The organism is Paenibacillus sp. MT86, assembly GCF_058792535.1.
The window spans coordinates 338,386-358,725 of record NZ_CM179499.1 but is presented as its reverse complement, the minus strand read 5'-3'; the positions used below and the strand labels follow the sequence as shown (position 1 = coordinate 358,725).

The following is a 20,340-nucleotide window of genomic DNA, read 5'->3' as shown; positions in this document are numbered from 1 at the left end:
TCCCATTAAAATTTCCCGCTGCTGCTGCTGTGCGAATGGCCGCCGCCGGTGACGCCGCCTCCGCCTCCGCCGCCCGAGCCGCTGCTTGTGTTGCGCTCTATTTTCCGCTTTGTTACGGTCGTTCTAATATATCGGTCCTGCTGATTCAAGACCCCCGATGTGCTGGCATCCTCATAGGTTCGGCTGTTGACCGTCACGCGCCCGCCGGAGCGGTAAGCCATGATGCCCACGGCGATCGCGCCGATGGCAGCGGCAGTTCCCAGCTGAAACCAGAGATTAAATATAATATTATCCGGATTCACGTCCGGCTCAAAGCCCATGTACCGATGAGCGGTTTTGATGTATTTTTCAAAAGCCTGCTTGTAATTGCCGCTCGACAAGTCCGGAGTAATCTTGTTTTGTATCTTTAACAGCCTACCGGAGTCGAGATACTTTTCAGCCTTATAATAACCTTCCAAATGCACATCGCGGGTATCTAATACGATGGTCAAAATGACGGTATTGCCGTGCCGCCTGTCATACCCAGGTGCATATTCATCGTAAAAGTTTTCCGTCCATGCCTCAACTTCATCATTTTCTACACGGTTAGTAGTTAGGATCATAAAATCCGTCTCGCGTTCGGCGCCGTACTCATTCGCCATCGCATTCAGCTCATTCCGTTCTTCCGGACTAAGCAGATTTGCTTCATCAAAGATCAAAGGCTTATCATCCGCGGCTTTGACGATCCCGGAGGGCGCTATCAAATATACCGTTAGTAAAAATAAGACCGTCCATAACGCATATCGTCTTCTCACAGGAACCCTCCTCCCATTGCCCAGGAGATCAGCTTCAAGGATAGCAAGGAGACGCCCGAAATGCCCGCGAACCACCCGGCCACCTTCGCTTTGCTGATCGGCGGCTTGCCGACCACCTTGCCCGTCTGGCCGTTCATCGCAAACGTATACTCCGATTTGTTGTAATCATAGTGCACCATCCATACCGGAAGGAGAACGTAATCGGCCTGTTTCTTGGTGGTATCGATCCGTTTGTTGGTATAACTCACGGTCGTGTATCCTGAGACCGCCGACGAAATATACGAATCAATGAAGGAACTGATCTTTTCCTTAGCGCGCGGAAGAAGCTGCTCGTCGTCATGGCTGTATTTTTCCGCTATGTACCCGGCCAGATAAGGCGTCTTGAATTCCTTCAGCTGCTGATAGGGAAAAGGCTCCAGCTTATCCATCAGCTCATCGTTCATTTTCTCGGAAGCATCGATCGGCACCTTCACATAATTCAAGCGAATTTTCCGGTAGATGTCGAAATGCTCGGTCTCCGTGTACTGGTAATCTCCTTGCGTGTAAGTTCTCACCTTGGTGCCTTGGCCATGAACCTCAACCCGATTATGCAGCTCATACAGCCAGAAGGGGACGTAGATCCCGGTGATGCCCTTGATCCGGTCCGCTGTCATAAATCCGCTTGGCGTCAACAGGCCGTTCCGGCACCATTTCTTGAACGCCTTCATCGCCTCTTCCTTCGTAATCGAAAAAGGGATGACCTTCACCGGAGCCAGCTCGCCGCTCAACCGGTCGCTGAGCACGACGGCCGATCCGCAGAAGCTGCAGGTCGTTGCGCTGGTCTCCGGCTCGGTCACGATCACGGCTCCGCAGCTGTTGCAATGGTACTCCTTTACCTCGTCTTCCGCGAACACCTGCTTCTTCAGCGGGTCGGGGATTTCCTCGATATTGTCTTTTCTTCCGCAGCTGGGGCAAGACAACATTCCCGTATCGCCGTCAAAAACCATGCCGCTGCCGCAGTTCGGACATTTGTATTCAATTACCGGCATTTGCTCACCTCGATAACAATGAAATGGTTACTCCTTCTTGTTCAGCTTTTCTTTGATCGCTTCCAGTTCATCCTCGGCATTAGGAGGCGAAGTCGGGGCAGCTCCGTCCTTGCCCATGTTCTTCTCCAACTCCGCGATCAAATCGTCCAGGTCATCTTCCTTCGCTCCTGCCCGCAGCTCAGCTAGGGCCTCCGCTTCATCCAAAGCACGGTTCGCTTTCTCCTCCATGGTATGGAATGCCGCGTTGGCACCGCCCAAGGAGGATCGGCCGGCATTCAGCTCCTGCTGGGTTTTCGCAGCGGCCATCTTCCCTTTCAGTTCGGCATAGCGAGCTTCCAGCTGGCTCATATCCGATACCAGCTTATCCTGCAATTGCTTCATCCTGACGGCGTTTGCGGAAGCCGATTCGTGAGCTGCCTGCAGGTCGCTTAGCTTCTCGGCCTGCGCCGCTTTTCGCTCCAGGAACTTCAGGGCATCGCCCTCATTTCCCGCTTCCACGGCCTTCTCCGCATATCGCTGCAGCTTCTGGATTTCGGCGCTGCACTCATCCAGTGCCCGCTTCGCTCTCCGCTCATCCGAAAGCACTGAAGCGGTCTCCGCTTTCACCTTACCCAGATCGCCGTTCAAACTCCGCATATAGGTATCGATCGTTTTCTCCGGATCTTCCGTCCGTTCCAATAACGAATTCACATTCACCCTCATAATATCCTTAAACCTCGATAAGATTCCCATCATGTGCGTCCCCCTCGAAAAGTTTACATTTAACTTATAATACCCTATATACTCCCGATAGGTTTCATTTGCCGAAATTCATTGGCATATATGTAAATTTATGACTAAGAAAGCACAAAAAAATACCCCCCGACCTTATGGATCGGAGGGCATATATTAGATATCATCCCGAATCTGGATGCGTTTCTTACCAGGGTCAGACTTTTTTGTTATTTCAAGCTTAAGGACTCCATCCTTCAGGGAAGCGTCGATTTGGTCCTCGGCTATGTTCTGAACGTAAAATCTGCGCACATACTCGCCGTAACGGCGCTCCTTGCGGACGATGTGCTGGTTCGTATCCTCCACGCTCTGATCTTCCTTGCGCACGGCTTTGATCGTTAAGTAAGGGTCAGCGTAGCTGATTTCGATGTCTTCCTTGCGAAAACCGGGCAGCTCGGCCTCAACCAGATAAGCGTGCTCCGTCTCCTTGACGTCCGTCTTAAACGACATCATCGAACTCTTGAACGGCGCGAACACATCATCAGGAAAAGCGTCATTAAAGGCATCATGAAATGACTTCATCAGTTGTCCGAAGGCATCCTCTCTGCGCTTGCCGAATGGCATCAATTCAAACATCATGAATTCCCCTTTCTTTGACCTTATTTGACCTTACGCTTTTATTATATGCCCGAACCGTTTAAATGCCAAAACCGATGATGCAGGAAATCGCGCCAAAACAGCTCGTTATCGGCCGTTTTCACAAAAGAATTTGTTTGGATCTTTAAATTTGACCTTTTTTGACCTTTAATGTGATTCGTTTAAAAGTTCCACCGATCGACTGGGAGCATGAAAAAAAGGAGGCCCTTAGGGCACCCTCTTCTCTTATATATTCATATGGAAGGCGATACTGATCGAAGAGCTTGAGGCTCTGTCTCTGTATAAGCACAATACTGCTCTGTTTTATTGCTTTTCCATAATTCGATCGATTTCACTTTTCAACAAAAGGTATCGATGCACGCTTCGCATGATCGGAACCTTAGTCAGCTTATTCTGATCGACATAGATCTTCATTTGATCTTTGGACAGACCTAACAAATGACTTGCCTCAGAAACGGTTAATACCTCCTTGTTACTTGTAGCATTAAACGTTTTTTTCACCTTTAGATTCCAATCTTCGAATGCCTGCATGAAATCTCAACCTTTCTTGTACGCAACGAACGAGGGCAGAATGTTTATGGGACCGTGAGAACCGCCCTACGACTTCGCGTCCTTGCGCTGATTCTTGCGGTAAAGCTTGATTTGCTGATCCGACGAAACGAGAATCGGCAGGATTTTATTGCTGCTGACCATGGACGATGCGCACTGTGAACAAACGGGAACATCCTTGAACGAGAAATTGTCTCGAATCCAACCGTTACACCCTTCCTTCGTACAAGACCAGATCGCGGTCATCTCTTCCGGCAGATTTTCCAGTGGTTTATTCCAAGAATAAGACAATGCATTTCCCCCTCAGCTACATTTTTTAATACTTTCGTGCTTTAAACTAGCAAGCCTACCCTTTATAAGAAATACGTCAATCGACGTACTCTAAAAGAAGACGGACCGCGTTTAGCGGTAGTTTTTCTTGCGATATCAGGCAGCAGATCCTCCGAAATTTATACTTTCTGATATCTTATAAAAAAATCCCCAAACGATACGTTTGGGGATCCTTTCACGAGTCTACAGTTTTACAACGTTCTCGGCTTGCTGTCCGCGGTTGCCTTGGACCACGTTAAATTCAACGCGCTGTCCTTCGTCAAGCGACTTGAAGCCGTCACCTGCGATTGCACTGAAGTGTACGAATACGTCTTCGCCGCCTTCAACCTCGATGAAACCAAAGCCTTTTTCTGCGTTAAACCATTTCACTGTTCCTGTTTGCATAGAAACACCTCCTAAATTTATATGATTTTCTCATTTTTGGTTAAAAAACAAAAAATTCACATATTGCACAAGGTTCCTAATCAAAATAATAACCCTCTGCAATATGTGAATCTCAGGTCAAAATCCCAATAAACTTATTATACCTCAATGGATGTGGAATAGCAAACGACGAATGTTTTCCAATTCACTGCCGAAATTTTTAAGAAACCCTAAAAGAAGCCCGCTCCATGAGCGGGCCGCCTTCGTTATTTTCAAAAGAGAAGCATCGGACACTTACCATTTAATTTCATGTATCAATGAATCAGGCTAAACGGTACTTTGCGATATCCCATAGTGTTTAGATCTAAACCCGTTTCAATTCAATCCACTCGATCTGCAAGCCCGGCTTGACGAAGTCCAGTTTCATCTCGTAATAACCCGCTTCCAGTTCCACTTTGACAAGCTTCTGCCGAATCCATCTGCCGTCGGTGCCATTCGTTTGAATCGTGGTTACCGGCTGATCGTTCAGCGTGACGTTGCAGGCGCTTTGGGCCAGTTCCGATTCCGGCGACATGATGCGCACAATGATTCGGTACTCACCGGATTCCTCCACCTTCATATATGTTGATCCCGCTGCAGCCGGCTTCACTTGCGTGCTCTCCGATAAGGCTTGCGCTGATACCGACTCGAGGGAAGGATCGGCTTTAAATGAACCCACGGCTTCCTCGATCACCTGCTTTCTAGAGAAGACCGGCGCATGCATCAGGAATTGGCAGATGTTCATGGCGCTGCGCTGCAGCTCTCCACGGGTCAGCGTACCATTTTCCAAGGATGCCAGCGTATTGTCTTCCCAGGCGTTGATTTCTGCTCCGTAGTTCATGACCACCATGTACAAATCGTTTTGGGCACGGACCATCCAGTTCGTGTTTTTTCGATCGGCCGGGCCTCCGTTTACCACGTCGTTCATAATGGCCCACCAATCCGTCATGACGATGCCCTGAAATCCCCACTCTCCGCGCAGAATCGTGGTGTTCAGATCATAATTGGATGCCGCCCAGTGCCCATTGATTGGGTTATACGAGGTCATGATGGAGTTCGCCCCGCCCTGCTTCACCGCGATTTCAAAGCCTTTCAGATAAATTTCCCGAAGGGCCCGTTCGGATACGACGGCGTCGACTTTGCTCCGATGCTTCTCCTGGTTATTACAGGCAAAATGCTTCAGCGTGGCGTTGGAGCCGCCCTTCATAATCCCGCGCGTGCACGCCGCAGCAAAGGCGCCGGAGATGAGCGGATCTTCCGAGAAATACTCGAAATTGCGACCGTTCAGCGGGCTGCGCCGAATGTTCAGACCAGGACCAAGCAACGCATCGATGTTGTAGCTAAGCAGCTCCCGGCCTTCCATCACATAGAGCTCTTCGACCAGCTCCGTATTCCACGTAGCTGCAAGCAGGGTGCCAATGGCTACCTGCGTTGCCTGCTGCCCGCTGTCCATCCGAATACCGGACGGTCCATCCGCGGTGCAAGCCACCGGAATGCCGTAGTCGAGCAGGCGGTCGCTCACGCCGCCAAAAGCCGATGCCGTCCCTGCCGTAACCAGCGGACTGCTCATGCCTTCTCCTCTGACGATGACCGCCAGATCTTGATCGCTAAGCTGGGCGATGAAAGCCTCCATACAGACTATCTCCTCATGGACGTCCCTTAAGGTATAGCCTCGATTGCCCGTTTGCTCCAAGGTCGGCGGCAGGTTCAAGTGAATGCGCTCTTCCATGGCAATCGTGCGCTTCGGCACCTCCGCAAATGTAAGCTCGTACGAGCCGTCCTCCCTGCGAACGCCCGGCTTCATTCGCGTGAAGCTCTCCGTTGGCGCCATGGCTTCCTGAAGCTGCTCGACAACTTGCAGCGTTTCTACAACATAACCTTCTTGACCATCCAAGCCGATAGGCTGCACATTTCTCACGCTGGTTCCCGCGTACAGACGGTACGTTCCGGCCTCCAATACATAGGCTGAACGGTGGCCCGTCACGCCTGCATCGTCATAGGAGGCCATGGCATGAACCGGGAACTGGAGCGTTAGCTGCTGCGATTCCCCCGGCTGTAGCTCCTGCGTCTTCCCGAATGCGGCCAGAACTTTGGCAGGCTGACCCAGCCATCCTTGCGGTGCTTCATAATAAACTTGCACAACCTCTTTACCTGCATAGACGGTCCCGATATTGGTCACCTTCACGCCGATCTCAACGGTTTGTGCTCCCTCTCTAACCGCGAGCCTGGCTTCTTGCGGCTCGATTCGGAACTGCGTATAGGACAATCCAAACCCGAATTCATACTGGACGGCTGCGGGTCGAAACGTTTCGAAAAAACGGTAGCCCACATAAATATCCTCTTGATACAGGTTCTTAAGCTCATTGCCATAATTGCGGGTCGATGGATAATCCTCGATCGAATAAGCAATCGTATCGGTCAGTTTGCCGCTGGGCGTCACCTTGCCCGCCAATACGTCTGCAATGGCGTTACCACCCTCCATGCCGCCGTGCCAAGCATAAATGACTGCAGAAATCGGGTGCACATAACCTTCATCGAGCATCCAGCTCATATCGATAATGTTGGATACATTCAGGACTACAACGGTTTGCTCGAAGTGTGCGGTCACCTGCTGCAGCATGGCTTTTTCTTCGGACGTTAACTGGTAGCTGCCCGGCTCATTGGCATTGTCCTGATCTTCACCGGCCGTCCGCCCGATGACAACGATCGCCTTGTCGGATGCCCGTCTTGCCGCGGAGACCAGCTCATCGGTCAAAGGCATTTCCTTCTGATGCCACGGCTCAGCCGCCCAGCCGCCCCCGCCGTTATCGAAAGGATTCTGCTCGATCCACTGCTCATAAACGGCAGCCAATTCTTCATTGACGGCGATGCCCTTCTGATCCCGAAGACCGCCCAGCAGATTCGTTGTATGGGAAACATGAACGCTGCCTCCCGACCCCGTACCGCTGCGATAATACTGGATCTGCGTCCTGCCAAAAACGGAAACGGTTTCGTTCGGCTGCAGGGGCAGAGCCTGTCCTTCATTCTTTAACAGTACGGCACCTTCGGCGGCGACTTTTCGGCTAAACTCGGCAAAGCCTTCCAAAGGAGCTCCCACTCTCTGTGTACTCAATATGTTCCCTCCTGTTTGTTTTCTCCAAATCACCAAGCCATATGAAGAAAGATAGTAAATGCCTGACGAATTCCAACATTAGGTATTAGGCATCTATGTACTATCATAGTAACAAATTCCGTAGGGGAATACAGTGCAATGTTCGCAGGATGCGATGAAGTTGGCTATAATAATGTAAACATCTATATTCCGTCAACACGGATATGCGATTGGATGATTTTGAATGAAGGCAGGATCAGTTATGCGTATACGTGTCCATATGATCGCTCCTTATGAAGCGATGGTTCCCATCATACAAGAATGCATTCCTCTGTTTCCCCAGTTAGACATACAATACGCCGTCGGCGATTTGCAAAAAGGGGCCGAGCTGGCAGCTTCGGCTCAAAACAACGGAGCCGAGGTGATTATCAGCCGCGGCGGAACGGCCCAGCTGATTAAAGCCGCGGTATCGATCCCCGTCATTGACGTCCACCTGTCCGGATACGACATGATCCGTTCCTTGACGCTGGCGAGCCAGTTTAACGGAAAAACCGCCATTGTCGGCTTTTCCAATATTACATCGGGCGCCCAATCGATTATTGATTTAATGGATCTGCCTTTAAAAGTGTATACCATACACAGCTCTGAAGATGTTGCACGGTTATTGCTGGAGCTGAAAGCTGCCGGATACCGGCAGGTAGTCGGGGATGTCATCACCGTCCATACGGCCGAGGCTTACGGGTTAAAGGGACTCCTCATCCATTCCGGCAAGGAATCCATCATGCGAGCCCTGGACGATGCCCAGCTCATCTACCGCTACCTGAGCAACAACCATACCGTCTCGGCCATTCTGAACGACCTGGTTGCCAAAGAACACCCCAATCTCGTGATTTTTAACGATCAGAATGAAATCGTATATGAGCAATTGGCCGATTTTGAGCACAGCCCTTTGACGGATAACCATATCTATCTGATCAATACTAATGTGGAATTCCACAAATCTCAAGTGCAGAATGTTTTTACGATGGACGATTACCAGCTTTCCGTTACAGCCTATGAAACCTCATTGGAAAACAAAAGCTATAAAGTATACGCCTTGGAAAAAGGGCGGCCCTATGAATTTGCGCAGTCAGGCATCAAAGCCTACGCTGAACCATTAGCAGAGCCGATGATTGCCGAATCCGCTGCCATGCGCACCACGTTGGCAAGCATCCAAGCTCTGTATCAACATCATGAGCCCATTCATCTGCTTGGCCGGGAAAATACGGGCAAATCTTTCACCGTGAAGTATATTCATCAATTGTACGCGGACGGCGGATTGCTGCTCCAGATCGATTTAGCCCAGGTTTCCCCGGATCAGTTAGGAACCCTTCCGCTGTCCAAAGCCAGGACCGTGGAATTCATCCATGTGGAAGAATGCATACAGGATCCGAGTTTGATAGCATTTGTGGAGACCTGCCTAAATAGGCGGATTGGCGTATTCATACTTAGCGATCGGGCACTTGACCTACACGAAACCCCGAACATGAGCCTGAATACGATCATCATGCCTTCGCTTTCGGACCGTTTGGAGGATCTGCCTTCGCTTATTCAGCTCTTTTTAAGCCGATACCATCAAAAATACGGGACGGCGGCGGTCAAAATAAAGGAAGATGCCTTGCAGCTGATAAGACAGAATGCTGCGCACATGACGATCGGCCAATTAAAGCAGCTCATTAAACAGGCTGCGATGAACGAAACCGACTATGTGATTTCAGCCGATACACTAGCACGCTTGCTCGATCATCAGCCTCCAGCCTCAAACCCTATTCCGTTGAAAGGGACGCTTAAAGAGATCGAGAAAGGCATTATTCAATACGTACTCCTCGAGGAAAAGAATAACCAATCTAGAGCAGCCGAACGATTAGGGATTAATCGGGCCACGCTTTGGCGTAAACTTAAAGAATAAATTTAAGTTTACGCTTTTTTTTATCTTTAGTGTTGCAATTTTAAACAATTTATTAGATTTATCACATTTACAGAAATTATATGTTGCTAAAATAAACAATTTGAACTAGTATAATTACTGCAAGCGCTTCAATAAAACGATTACACAAGGAGCTAACATTATGAAAATTAAAGCGACATTAGATCGTATCCCTGGCGGTATGATGGTTGTTCCCCTCCTCATCGGAGCGTGCATCAATACATTCGCACCAAACGCTTTGCGGATCGGCGGGTTTACGGAAGCCTTATTCGTGAACAGCTCGAGTACGCTCATCGCCCTTTTCTTATTGATTGCCGGCACGCAAATTACGTTCAAAACAGCGGGTTCGTCGGTCGGAAAAGGCGTCACGCTGCTTGTGTTTAAATGGGCGATAGGCGCATTATTAGGTTTGGTCGCCATCCTGTTTGCGGATTCCAATGGATTATTCCTGGGTCTTGCCCCACTTGCCATTATCGCCGCGATGACGAATTCAAACGGCGGACTGTATATTGCGTTAGCCGGGCAATACGGAAAAGAGGATGACAAAGCAGCCTATCCTTTCCTGGCATTAAGCGACGGACCGTTCTTGACGATGGTCGCGCTCTCGATCTTCGGCGCCATGGGTTTTGCCAACGGCATGTTCTCGCCGATGTCTTTCGTTGCCGTACTCCTTCCGCTGCTCGTCGGCGTCGTCATCGGGAACCTGGACCGGAATATGGCGGAATGGCTGCATAAAGGCAGTGACAAGCTGGTTCCGTTCTTCGCATTCTCGCTCGGTATGGGCATCAATTTCTCATCCATCATTCAAGGCGGACTAAGCGGTATTCTGCTTGGCGTGCTGACGGTACTGCTCACGGGCGGCATTGGTTTTCTGCTGTTCAAGGCGATCGGCTGGAATCCGATTGTCGGTGCTTCCGAAGGCTCCACAGCGGGTAATGCGGTAGGCACGCCTGCTGCGATCGTCGCCGCGAATGCTTCCTTCGCGCCGATTGCCGAAATCGCGACCGTACAAATCGCCGCGAGCGTCGTGACGACCGCCATACTGCTGCCTGTCTTTATTGGTTTCCTGTCCAAGAGACTGGAGAAATCGGGCGGCGTCGAAAAATACAACAACCCTGCAGCATAGTTTTCTCAAGGAGGAGGTAACTGCATCAACAACTCTTGACTGAAGTCACGAGCTTGTAACTGCCCAGAAGTGAGAACGGCCGTTAGACCTCCTTCCTTTGGATGGCGTTACATGAGGCAGGTTGACTGCTGCCCAACTAAGTAGGTATACCTACTTAGCCACTTCAGCGATGTACTTGATTCCAAGTCCCTGAAGATTCATCGCAGCGATCCGATCATCATTAGATTGGTAGCCGCAAGCCATGCAACAAAAATGGTGCTTCTTCTTGTCCCGATTCGCTTTGTTTTTACGATCACACTTCGGGCAAGTCTGTGACGTATACCTAGGGTCGACTGCAACCACTCTCGCTCCGCGTAGCGCTGCCTTGTATTCGATCATCTTCCTTAGTTGAAGAAATGACCACGATACGTTCTCATAGCGATCCTGAACTCTCACGCGTTCTGTAGCCGTGCGAATACCAGTTAAATCTTCAACCACAAATAAAGTGAATGGATCATACTGACTCACGAGTGCCTTTGAGATGCGATGGTTCACATCGGTCATCCAGCGGTTTTCTCGTTCACCGATCCGCTTCAGTTTCCTGCGGGCAGAAGGTGTGCCGACTTGCTGCAATGTTTTGCGCAGATGCTTATACTGGGACCGTTTATCTTTGATCGGTCTGCCGGGGTAGAATACGGTCTTCCCTGCTATGTCATAGGTGGTTGCTACAAAGTTAATGCCCAAATCAATACCGACAACTTGATGGATCGAGGGTAGAGTAACTCTATCCACTTCCTTCGTCACTGGAATGTGCAGATACCACTTCCCGCGTCTATTCACCAACTTAGCCGTGCCAAAGATCCATGTACCATCAAAATAGATCTCCATCCCTTGCATGACAAAGGGCACCTTGATGCGACCTTCTAAGGTGTTGATAGAGAATATTTGCTTACTTAGTGAATAGTCGCGGTTCCAAACCAGGTCATATTCAGGTTTCTTGAAGTGAATTTGCGTCCAAGGATGTCCATTGCTGACTATAGACTGATACCGAGCAGCCACGGTCTTCAAGATAGACTGGGCCATCTGAGAGCGAAGGCTAAAGGCCTCGCGCAAATCGCGATATAGAAGCTTATGCAGACAAATCACGGAACGTTTCTTTGTCTCATAGACATGCTGTGAGACAAAGTTGCACGCTTGGCGGTAAGCATGCAAGGTTTGAAGCATCCGCTCTGATTGCTCGGGAGTCGGAGTAAGCTTTATTTTGACCGTAACTGTAACCTTTGCCTTTTCCATCAAAAAAAACACCACGATTCGCTGGAATAAGGGAAATAAGGACGGAGTTCAAAAATATCCTTATTTCAATTATACCAAACATTTGTTCCTATTTAAAGCAGCAGACCAAGGCTTTATCCACTATATTGAAGGGAGGAAGTAAGGGAACTATGATCTTTCGTAAGATGATAGAGCAAGTCAATTCCTCTCACGACTGAAATCACGAGTGTCCTTTACGCAAGGCATGAAATTAGCCATCATTGCAGATGATTTGACTGGCGCCAATGACAGCGGGGTCCAACTCGCTCGTCATGGCCTTAAAACAAGCGTTCTGTTCGATATGGACAAAGACAACATTCGTCATTACGATGCCGTTGTTTTTGATACGGACAGCCGTTCCATAACACCCGAAGAAGCTTATCAGCGAGTAAGCCGGGCCGCTCGATTTTTAACGGATGCCGGGTTTGACACGATTTTCAAAAAAATGGACTCCACCATGCGCGGCAATATCGGGACCGAAATTGATGCGCTGTATGATGTGGTGAAGCCGGACTTTATGATGATCGCTCCGGGTTATCCCAAGAACAACCGAACCATTCTCAACGCTACCCATTACTTGAATGGAGTACCGTTAGCCGAAACCGAGATTGCCCATGATCCCAAAACGCCTGTCACCCACTCCTATCTTCCCGACTTGCTGAAGCTGCAAACCAAGTATGCCGTCGGCGAGATCTCCATCCGTGATCTGGAGGCTGGAGCAGGCCGCATTGAAGGCAAATTAAAAGAGTTTCAAGAACATAACGTACCGTATGTGCTGATCGATTCCACGGAAGAAGCTCATCTGGAGCTCATCCTGCACATCACCGGGCAGCTCCCATACAAGTTCGCATGGGCCGGCTCTGCAGGCATCGCCAATTATCTGCCGGCCCATTATCATATTTCGTCCAAACCGAGGGAGCTTGCTATCGCGCAGAATCAGGGACCCATCCTTACCGTGGTCGGCAGCGTGAACAAGAACTCCCGTGCCCAGCTGAAGCTTTTGCTTGAGCATACCGACGTGGTCCCCGTGCAATTCGTGTCTTATAAGGCTGTGTCCGATTCGGCGGAGCGCACGGAAGAAATGGATCGCGTCTATCAAGAAGTCAAGCTGCACGCATTGGAAGGCAAAGATATCGTGATCTATTCCACGGCGGAGTCTTCCGATATCGAACAGGCCCGTGCCGTAGGCGAAGCCCGCGGGCTCAATCACACCGAGGTCAGTAACGAGATTGTCCGCGCGATGGGAGAAATCTGTGCCCAACTGCTGGAGCAGGGTTATTTCAAGGGCGTATCCATGACAGGCGGAGACACGGCCAAACAAATCTGCATGCAATGGAGCATTAGCGGCTTCGAATTGCTGGACGAGCTGGAGATCGGCGTGCCGATCTCGAAATTCTTGGGGATCGACGATCTGTATGTGGTCACCAAGGCAGGCGGATTCGGCAAGCCGGACGTATTTATCCACGCGATTCAAACGATAAAAGGAGGTAATCCAGCATGAAACCGACGGTTGGAATTACGATGGGCGATGCGGCAGGCATCGGACCCGAAATCATTATGAAGGCCTTATCCCATCAGGAGATGTACGATAACTGCAACCCGCTCGTGATCGGCGACGCTAAAATATTGGAACGCGTGCTGCCGATTATCGGCTCAAGCCTGAAGGTGAACGCCATTCAAGAGCCCTCCGAGGCAAAATACGAGTTCGGCACCGTGGACGTTATCGATCTGGACCTCGTGCCGGCTGACCTTGCATTCGGCGAAGTATCAGCAGTTGCGGGAGATGCCGCTTTTCAGTTTCTGGCAAGAGCCATCGATCTGGCGAAGCAGCGGAAGATCCATTCCATCTGCACGGCTCCGCTGAACAAGGAAGCTCTGCATCAAGGCGGACATATGTACCCGGGTCACACCGAAATTTTGGCTGATCTCACGGATACCAAAGACTTCTCGATGATGCTGACGACGCCGAACCTGCGGGTCATTCACCTGACGACGCATATGGGATTGATCGAGGCCATTCAGAGCATCAACCCGGAAAGAACGTATACCGTCGTCAAACTGGCCCACGATACCTTGAAAAAGGCCGGTTTCGACAATCCAAGAGTCGCGGTCTGCGGAATCAACCCGCATGCGGGCGAGAACGGATTGTTCGGCAACGGCGAAGAAGAAGAAAAGCTGCTCCCGGGCATCAAGCGCGCCCAGCAGGAAGGCATTAATGTAGTCGGCCCCCTCCCTGCGGATACGTTATTCTTCAGAGCCGGCCGAGGCGATTTCGATATCGTCGTGGCCTGCTACCATGACCAAGGACATGCGCCGATCAAGGTCATGGGCATCGAAGAGGGCGTGAACATTACGGTTGGACTGAAAGGCGGCATCATCCGTACCTCGGTCGACCATGGCACAGCCTTTGATATTGCAGGAAAAAACATCGCCGATGACAAGAGCATGCTCGCTGCGATTCGATCTGCCATTGAGCTTGCCCCGAAGGATCAAATGTAATCGTGTGGTGATCGAAGATGTCATATGTAGAAGACCCGGCAGAAGCCGGGTCTTTTTACGATCCTTTGCTACGAACGCTAAAGTTTCCGTAACTACGCCCCGATCCAACCTAAGCAGTAATCGAGAATAACCTCACGACCGCCAGCACATAATAATCATCACATCGATTCCAGCAAATAAGGAGGCCCCTTCCATTGAGCACGAACCATCCGGACAAAAACCTGATCAACACGGTGGAACAACTGGCAGAGACACCCGTGAACAGCCATGAGGCCCAGCAACAGCAGCAAGCCCGCAATGATCGCCGGAAGCAGGCGCTGCATGACAGCGACGGCAAATACAAGGAGAATGAATCCAAGAACTATCACTAGCCGTGCTGCAGCGTCTATAGCAAGCTTCAATAAATGCACATATTTCTACGTACAAGTAAAAAAAACGACCAGTTCCGGTCGTTTTTTTGATTTGGCATAAACATCTAATCATCCTATGAGCTGATCGTTTCGCAGGACCAAAACGATTGTCCAAATGGAAAAAGACCACCTAAGAAAGGTGGTCTACATCGTATGCTGCGAGTAGGCGAACCGCGACTATTTACAGCCACAATTCGCTGAATCGAAAGGATATCTGTGGGCCTACGCTTTCGAATCGGGCCGTTAAAGCATCTTTTGCTTTCTGATCGAGCCGTACAAACGGGCATAAGCCCATCCGGGTGGTAAGCAAAAACCACATCCTCATGCGGATGTGGTTTTTTGGTCTAGATACAATCGCTTGCGGAATGCAGAGGTTTCGCGAATGCCCTCTCCTTCCGCTTACAAGTTCGGAATCTGCCAATCCACTTCCTGAAGCCCCATACTGCGTAGAAATTCGTTCGCGCGAGAAAACGGCTTGCTGCCAAAAAAGCCTCGATGCGCAGACAACGGACTCGGATGCGGCGAACGTATCAGTTTATGCTGCCGGTTCGTAATGAGCTCCGCCTTCTTCTGGGCGTGGCTTCCCCATAACAGGAACACGACAGGCTCATTTTTCCGGTTGATCGTCTCGATGACCTTATCCGTAAAGCTTTCCCATCCCCTGTTTTTATGAGAATTCGCTTCATGGGCCCTTACGGTGAGCACCGTATTTAGAAGCAGTACCCCTTGCTTCGCCCATGTTAGCAGATGGCCGTTATTGGGAATGAAGCAGCCCAGATCATCCTGAAGCTCCTTGTACATATTTTGCAAGGAAGGCGGCGTGCTGACGCCCTCTTTGACAGAGAAGCTTAGGCCGTGGGCCTGTCCCGGTCCATGATAAGGATCCTGGCCCAAAATGACCACCTTGGTGTCCGCCAGCGATGTATAGTGCAGCGCATTAAAAATATCGTATTTATCGGGATAAATGGTTCTCGTCCGATACTCCTCGATGAGAAACTCCCGCAGCTGTAAGTAATATGGCTTCGTAAACTCCTGATCTAAATATGATGCCCAGTCATTCTTCAATATCGCCATTTCGGGTGCTTTCCTCCTGTTATGGTCAAAAGATATAACTAGATTATATCATACGGATTTCTGGTATTTTCCTAATAGCTAACCTTATGAAGACGCAAAAAAGCGACCGATTACGGGCCGCTTTTTCACCATTGATTCCCTTAATCAAGTCATGATGACCGGCTCAATCTTGCCATTGCCGATCCGCATCCGATCTATGCATAACTGGCGATGGCCCGGCTCGGTGTCCCCAATGATTCGGCGGTGGTACACGATAAGCCATTCATCTCTCTCCTGCAAATGCAGGTAGCCATGGTGGCCGGGTCCTTCGGCAATCGGCTCCTGACGCTCCAGAATCGTGCCTTCATTCTTGAATGGACCGAGCGGGCTGTCGCTTACGCCATAGGCTACGCGATAGGTTCCATTCGTCCATCCGCCCATGGACCACATCAGATAATAAAGTCCGTCCTTCTTAACCATACAAGGACCTTCCACGTATCCCTCCGGCGTAATGGAACGGAAAATTTCATTGCCGTTGTCGGCCGATGGAACGAATCCCGTCATCTCTTCGTTCATCCGCGCAACGTTGCAGTGCCCCCATCCGCCATAATACAGATAGATCGTTCCGTCTTCGTCCTTGAATAGATGCGCATCGATCGGCTGTGCCTGATGAATGAACTTATCCACGAGCGGCTTCCCCAAGTAGCCTCTGTACGGCCCCTCCGGACGGTCCGCAACGGCGATTTCCAAACCGCCGGTTTCCTCGTTCGATTGGATATCGTTCGATGCAAACACGAGATAATATTTCCCTTGGTGCTCGATATGGGTCGGTGCCCAAACCGCCCTCCATATCCATGGAAAATCCGCCATCTCGATAATGCCTTCGTGTTTCTCCCAATGGATCAGATCGTCCGAACTGAATGCGTCCAAATTCATCTGCATCGTATATTCCGTGAAGGACCGCGTTGCATAAATCCAGTGCTTCCCCTCATACGTTCTGGCTTCGGGATCTGCATACCAGCCGGGTATGATCGGATTGTTGATGTTCAATGGTAGACACTCCTTTCCTGTGCTGGGCATGTCGAGTTCGAGCGAGAGGACATAGCCCGCCGACCAATCGCGCTCGATTGAGCGATAGCCTCGTTCTACCATTGCTTCTACAACGGATAGGCAATCTCCTCCCGCGTGATATCCTTGTAAATCGTTCAACTCCCCTCCGAATCGCTCTCAATAACCCCGGGAATATTCCGGGCTTTCTTTGAGATGAACGATATCATGGCCGGTTGGATTTTGGAAGGCACGCAGCCCGAAGGTCGGCGCAACGGCAAAGATATGGTCAAAGATATCCGCTTGAATCGATTCATAAACACCCCAGTTGGTATCATTGCTGAACGCATAGATTTCCAAGGGCAGTCCGTTATCTCCCGGCGCTAACTGCCTGACAATCAGCGTCATATCCTTATGGATTTTCGGATGATTCCGCAGGTATTGATGGATATACTCCCTGAACACGCCCACATTCGTAAGCTGTCTGCCGTTCACTTTGCTTTCCGTATTGATCTGATGCTCGATGTTGTATGCGTTAATTTCGTGTAATCGGGTCGTGACATAATCGGAAAGGTAGTGAATCTTCTGAAATTCCTCAATCATTTCCTTGGTGCAAAAGCAGATGCTGCTCGTATCGACATAGAAGCTTCGCTTAATTCTTCGGCCGCCGGATACCTGCATGCCTCTCCAGTTCTTAAACGAGTCCGAGATGAGGGCATAGCTGGGAATCATCGTGATCGTTTTATCGAAATTCATCACTTTTACCGTATTCAACGTAATGTCGATGACGTCGCCGTCCGCATTGTATTTCGGCATTTCAATCCAATCGCCGACACGCACCATATCATTGGATGATAATTGAACGCCTGCCACCAAGCCCAGTATGGAGTCCTTGAACACCAGCATCAGAACGGCCGATAGAGCACCAAGCCCGCTGAGAATGATCAACGGATTCTGCCCGATGAGGTTCGAGATCACCACAATGCCGCCGATGATGAAGAGAACGATCTTCACCACCTGAATGTAGCCCCTAATCGGTCTGATCTTGGAGACCTCAAACGAACGATAAATGTCATCAAAAGCATTAAGCAGCGCATTCAACACCGTGATCGTCACGATAATCATGTACGTTGCTGCAGCTTTTTCAATCAACACTTGATAAGCCGGAAAGATGGACGCCGAAAAATAAATAATGATTGCCGGTACGAGATGCGACAGCTTGTGGAACACTTTTTTCTCTACGATGATATTGTCCCATGTGTACCGATTGTTGTTGACGATATGAATAATCGTCTTCAGCACGATTTTTTTGGTAATAAAATTGGCCAATATGGAAATCACCGCGATAAAAACGACCATGATCATATTCGAGAGATATCCAATGGTTTGTTCGCTCATGCCATATCCGTCTAGTTGATTTTTGATAAAGTCCATTGTTTCCTCCTGACGCAGTTTAAGATTAGCCTATTATTATAGAGGAGATTCTAGTACTGCGCAAAGTTCAAGATAAGACATCGCTGGGTTGATTTGGAAGATGCTTGGTGTAAGACGGTCTGTTTGAAAAACAAAAAAAGAGCACCGAAAGGGTGCTCTCTTGGTCTGATTCGATCAAAATCTATAAAGCACAAAGGTAATGAAAATTCATTGAACAAAGAAAGATAATTCCACTCCTTCGAAAAGTCTTTCTCCAACTACCTCTGTATTCTAGGTATTTCGTGCACGCTGTCTAATCCGAACTGTCTCCCCTCCTAACCTAATCACGGCCGCTTTTATATCGGTATGAGAGAGGAAAGGGATCTTAACCCTGTCCGAAGACGACACCACATAAGCTACAGTTTTAATGTCGGCTAAATGAATGAGCGCGTCACGATTTCTGCATAGACTTCGGTCGGTCAAAACAACGATTCTAAGCCTTTACTTAAGTGTCTCTTTTTTTCAATTGACGATGTCTGTATTTAGCTATAAAGATACGCCAGCTAAGCTTCATAAGATTTGGAACAGCGTGTGCGTTTTCTTTGAGAAAGGACAGTGCAGAACGGTTTCCTCGCTTCGTATTGCATTCGCTGCATGAAGCCATCAGGTTGTGCGGAAGATCCGAGCCGCCTTTGCTTGAGGGGATCATATGGTCCACTGTCGTGGCGTGTCGTCCGCACCACAAACAAGTGTGATGATCTCGTTTCAGTGCAGCTTTGCGATAGTCCCGAAATAAGAACGGATTATAAAGCAATTGGATCGTCTGCTCATCAACCCAGACAGCTCGCGATCGCTCAACTTCCCGCCAAGCCCGATGGGGCAAACATGGTGTCAGTTGTTGACCATCCATATTGAGTACCGTTATCAATGGTTCCTCTCCATCATGACCCTGATTCATCGATATCACTCCATCTGTACGACATGCTCCTGCCTATAGTATTAATATAAAACAAAAACACCATCCTCATGCGGATGATGTTCATCATGGTGAAGGCGAGGGGAGTCGAACTCCTGCCCGAAGATAACGACAACACACAAGCTTCTACGGGTTTAGTCACCGTTTTGATGTCACCTGGATTACATTGTTTCGCAACTCTAGCCGACATCGTATGTGATACCGAAGCATCCCGTAACCAGCACTATTCGATGGGATTATTTTTTATATTCGGCTTCAAGACCCCTTAAATCATCGTCGGAGATGTCTTGGTAAGCCCCGTCTTGTTGGGGAAAAGCCAAGCTTGCGATGATGTTTGCCTTGAACGTCGATCCTCCATTCCCGTTCTCCCGTTCAGGCGAAATCCCAACCAGAACCAATCCGGTCGGATATCCCTCCTGTTTCCGAACGAGGGTTACCCATGAGGTTTCAATTTCGGCAAGATCGGCTGAAGGTTCCCCGCAAAGGGGGGTCCAGTAAACTTGCTCTCCCGCTTTCCTTGAGGTTCCCGCCTTGCCTATGCTTTCAAGCCTGCCCTCGATTTCCACGCATAAGTAGTCGGTATCGCCTGATAGGTCATACGCTATTTCATCGCTGCCCCTCAGTTCAAACGGGATGCCCGGGGTGACGCTGATGGCCGGCGACCATCCTTCATTCCAAGGTATGGCGATCATTTCTTCCGCAGGTACGCTTAAAACCTCTGGTTGCACCTCTTCTTCCGTCTTCGATTCGCACCCGGAGCCAAGCAGAATCCATACCAGACTTGCACAGATGAACAGTAGTTTAAGCCCGCCGACTTTGATTATGTTGGACATCTACTTGTACCTCCTGTGTAAGGGTAAGGATGAAATTAACTAAAGAATTTATTCCTAGAGTTCTTGTTAGCAAGTGTCTGCTGAGAATGAGTTGCCCTTCTTTCACTCAATCCCAAGGAAGACGAACAAAGCCCCCTAATCATCTAGAGGACTTATTTTCCATTA

General features: G+C 49.5%; 19 protein-coding genes. 5 read left to right on the top strand and 14 right to left on the bottom strand.

The window, feature by feature from the left end; translation table 11 throughout:
- Window positions 1–5: 5 nt before the first annotated feature.
- From AC3RCL_RS01625 to AC3RCL_RS01590, 8 genes are all read right to left on the bottom strand, one after another.
- Window positions 6–794, bottom strand: coding sequence for a TPM domain-containing protein (locus AC3RCL_RS01625; protein WP_492534322.1), 789 nt, complete (start codon window positions 792–794; stop codon window positions 6–8).
- Window positions 791–1,822: a TFIIB-type zinc ribbon-containing protein gene (locus tag AC3RCL_RS01620; protein WP_009593950.1), complete on the bottom strand. Its 1,032-nt coding sequence runs from the start codon at window positions 1,820–1,822 to the stop codon at window positions 791–793. Before AC3RCL_RS01620 ends, AC3RCL_RS01625 begins: the two co-directional genes overlap by 4 nt.
- 27 nt (window positions 1,823–1,849) lie before the next feature.
- Window positions 1,850–2,554 (bottom strand): PspA/IM30 family protein, encoded by a 705-nt coding sequence (locus AC3RCL_RS01615; protein WP_492536241.1) that lies wholly within the window; start codon window positions 2,552–2,554, stop codon window positions 1,850–1,852.
- A gap of 156 nt (window positions 2,555–2,710) precedes the next feature.
- Window positions 2,711–3,169 (bottom strand): Hsp20/alpha crystallin family protein, encoded by a 459-nt coding sequence (locus AC3RCL_RS01610; protein WP_492536240.1) that lies wholly within the window; start codon window positions 3,167–3,169, stop codon window positions 2,711–2,713.
- 324 nt (window positions 3,170–3,493) lie between these two features.
- Window positions 3,494–3,721 carry a helix-turn-helix domain-containing protein gene (locus AC3RCL_RS01605; RefSeq protein ID WP_492534320.1) on the bottom strand — a complete coding sequence of 76 codons (228 nt, stop codon included), beginning with the start codon at window positions 3,719–3,721 and terminating at the stop codon, window positions 3,494–3,496.
- Window positions 3,722–3,787: 66 nt separating this feature from the next.
- Window positions 3,788–4,030 carry a cold-shock protein gene (locus tag AC3RCL_RS01600; protein ID WP_012818545.1) on the bottom strand — a complete coding sequence of 81 codons (243 nt, stop codon included), beginning with the start codon at window positions 4,028–4,030 and terminating at the stop codon, window positions 3,788–3,790.
- Between the two features lie 222 nt (window positions 4,031–4,252).
- Window positions 4,253–4,453 carry a cold-shock protein gene (locus AC3RCL_RS01595; protein ID WP_012818544.1) on the bottom strand — a complete coding sequence of 67 codons (201 nt, stop codon included), beginning with the start codon at window positions 4,451–4,453 and terminating at the stop codon, window positions 4,253–4,255.
- Window positions 4,454–4,796: 343 nt separating this feature from the next.
- On the bottom strand, window positions 4,797–7,583 hold the full coding sequence (locus AC3RCL_RS01590) for a glycoside hydrolase family 3 C-terminal domain-containing protein (protein ID WP_492534317.1): 2,787 nt from the start codon (window positions 7,581–7,583) through the stop codon (window positions 4,797–4,799).
- Window positions 7,584–7,824: 241 nt separating this feature from the next.
- On the opposite strand from AC3RCL_RS01590, the gene AC3RCL_RS01585 reads away from it, so the two are divergent.
- Together AC3RCL_RS01585 and AC3RCL_RS01580 are read left to right on the top strand one after the other, a co-directional pair.
- Window positions 7,825–9,510: a PrpR N-terminal domain-containing protein gene (locus AC3RCL_RS01585; protein WP_492534315.1), complete on the top strand. Its 1,686-nt coding sequence runs from the start codon at window positions 7,825–7,827 to the stop codon at window positions 9,508–9,510.
- 160 nt (window positions 9,511–9,670) lie between these two features.
- Window positions 9,671–10,654, top strand: coding sequence for a 2-keto-3-deoxygluconate permease (locus AC3RCL_RS01580; protein WP_492534313.1), 984 nt, complete (start codon window positions 9,671–9,673; stop codon window positions 10,652–10,654).
- A gap of 150 nt (window positions 10,655–10,804) precedes the next feature.
- Here AC3RCL_RS01580 and AC3RCL_RS01575 read toward each other — a convergent pair whose 3' ends face one another.
- The gene (locus AC3RCL_RS01575; RefSeq protein WP_492534311.1) at window positions 10,805–11,926 is read right to left on the bottom strand and encodes an RNA-guided endonuclease InsQ/TnpB family protein; all 1,122 of its coding nucleotides are present in this window, start codon (window positions 11,924–11,926) and stop codon (window positions 10,805–10,807) included.
- Window positions 11,927–12,131: 205 nt separating this feature from the next.
- Between AC3RCL_RS01575 and AC3RCL_RS01570 the strand changes: the two genes are divergently transcribed.
- The 3 genes from AC3RCL_RS01570 (at window position 12,132) to AC3RCL_RS01560 (ending at window position 14,814) form a co-directional block, all read left to right on the top strand.
- A complete protein-coding gene (locus AC3RCL_RS01570) occupies window positions 12,132–13,445 on the top strand; it encodes a four-carbon acid sugar kinase family protein (protein ID WP_332294715.1) in 1,314 nt (437 codons plus the stop codon).
- On the top strand, window positions 13,442–14,443 hold the full coding sequence (gene pdxA / locus AC3RCL_RS01565; RefSeq protein WP_119850463.1) for a 4-hydroxythreonine-4-phosphate dehydrogenase PdxA: 1,002 nt from the start codon (window positions 13,442–13,444) through the stop codon (window positions 14,441–14,443). Before AC3RCL_RS01570 ends, pdxA begins: the two co-directional genes overlap by 4 nt.
- 194 nt (window positions 14,444–14,637) lie before the next feature.
- Complete coding sequence (locus AC3RCL_RS01560) at window positions 14,638–14,814, top strand: hypothetical protein (protein ID WP_162939185.1); 177 nt, start codon at window positions 14,638–14,640, stop codon at window positions 14,812–14,814.
- Between the two features lie 438 nt (window positions 14,815–15,252).
- Here the strand turns inward: AC3RCL_RS01560 and AC3RCL_RS01555 are convergent, their stop codons facing one another.
- The 5 genes from AC3RCL_RS01555 to AC3RCL_RS01535 all read right to left on the bottom strand — a co-directional run bounded on the left by AC3RCL_RS01555 (window position 15,253) and on the right by AC3RCL_RS01535 (window position 20,175).
- A complete protein-coding gene (locus tag AC3RCL_RS01555; RefSeq protein ID WP_492534308.1) occupies window positions 15,253–15,927 on the bottom strand; it encodes a uracil-DNA glycosylase in 675 nt (224 codons plus the stop codon).
- A 144-nt stretch (window positions 15,928–16,071) separates the two neighbouring features.
- Window positions 16,072–16,956: a glycoside hydrolase family 43 protein gene (locus AC3RCL_RS01550; RefSeq protein ID WP_492536238.1), complete on the bottom strand. Its 885-nt coding sequence runs from the start codon at window positions 16,954–16,956 to the stop codon at window positions 16,072–16,074.
- A gap of 177 nt (window positions 16,957–17,133) precedes the next feature.
- Window positions 17,134–18,387, bottom strand: coding sequence for a mechanosensitive ion channel family protein (locus tag AC3RCL_RS01545; RefSeq protein WP_304148636.1), 1,254 nt, complete (start codon window positions 18,385–18,387; stop codon window positions 17,134–17,136).
- A gap of 484 nt (window positions 18,388–18,871) precedes the next feature.
- Complete coding sequence (locus tag AC3RCL_RS01540) at window positions 18,872–19,324, bottom strand: HNH endonuclease (protein WP_492534306.1); 453 nt, start codon at window positions 19,322–19,324, stop codon at window positions 18,872–18,874.
- Window positions 19,325–19,578: 254 nt separating this feature from the next.
- Complete coding sequence (locus AC3RCL_RS01535) at window positions 19,579–20,175, bottom strand: hypothetical protein (protein WP_492534304.1); 597 nt, start codon at window positions 20,173–20,175, stop codon at window positions 19,579–19,581.
- Window positions 20,176–20,340 lie beyond the last annotated feature (165 nt).

Coding starts and splice junctions, on each gene's coding strand:
- AC3RCL_RS01620 (WP_009593950.1), bottom strand. CDS start 1,822: ATGCCGGTAATTGAATACAAATGTCCGAACTGCGGCAGCGGCATGGTT.
- AC3RCL_RS01615 (WP_492536241.1), bottom strand. CDS start 2,554: ATGGGAATCTTATCGAGGTTTAAGGATATTATGAGGGTGAATGTGAAT.
- AC3RCL_RS01610 (WP_492536240.1), bottom strand. CDS start 3,169: ATGTTTGAATTGATGCCATTCGGCAAGCGCAGAGAGGATGCCTTCGGA.
- AC3RCL_RS01605 (WP_492534320.1), bottom strand. CDS start 3,721: ATGCAGGCATTCGAAGATTGGAATCTAAAGGTGAAAAAAACGTTTAAT.
- AC3RCL_RS01595 (WP_012818544.1), bottom strand. CDS start 4,453: ATGCAAACAGGAACAGTGAAATGGTTTAACGCAGAAAAAGGCTTTGGT.
- AC3RCL_RS01585 (WP_492534315.1), top strand. CDS start 7,825: ATGCGTATACGTGTCCATATGATCGCTCCTTATGAAGCGATGGTTCCC.
- AC3RCL_RS01580 (WP_492534313.1), top strand. CDS start 9,671: ATGAAAATTAAAGCGACATTAGATCGTATCCCTGGCGGTATGATGGTT.
- AC3RCL_RS01575 (WP_492534311.1), bottom strand. CDS start 11,926: ATGGAAAAGGCAAAGGTTACAGTTACGGTCAAAATAAAGCTTACTCCG.
- pdxA (WP_119850463.1), top strand. CDS start 13,442: ATGAAACCGACGGTTGGAATTACGATGGGCGATGCGGCAGGCATCGGA.
- AC3RCL_RS01555 (WP_492534308.1), bottom strand. CDS start 15,927: ATGGCGATATTGAAGAATGACTGGGCATCATATTTAGATCAGGAGTTT.
- AC3RCL_RS01545 (WP_304148636.1), bottom strand. CDS start 18,387: ATGGACTTTATCAAAAATCAACTAGACGGATATGGCATGAGCGAACAA.
- AC3RCL_RS01540 (WP_492534306.1), bottom strand. CDS start 19,324: ATGAATCAGGGTCATGATGGAGAGGAACCATTGATAACGGTACTCAAT.
- AC3RCL_RS01535 (WP_492534304.1), bottom strand. CDS start 20,175: ATGTCCAACATAATCAAAGTCGGCGGGCTTAAACTACTGTTCATCTGT.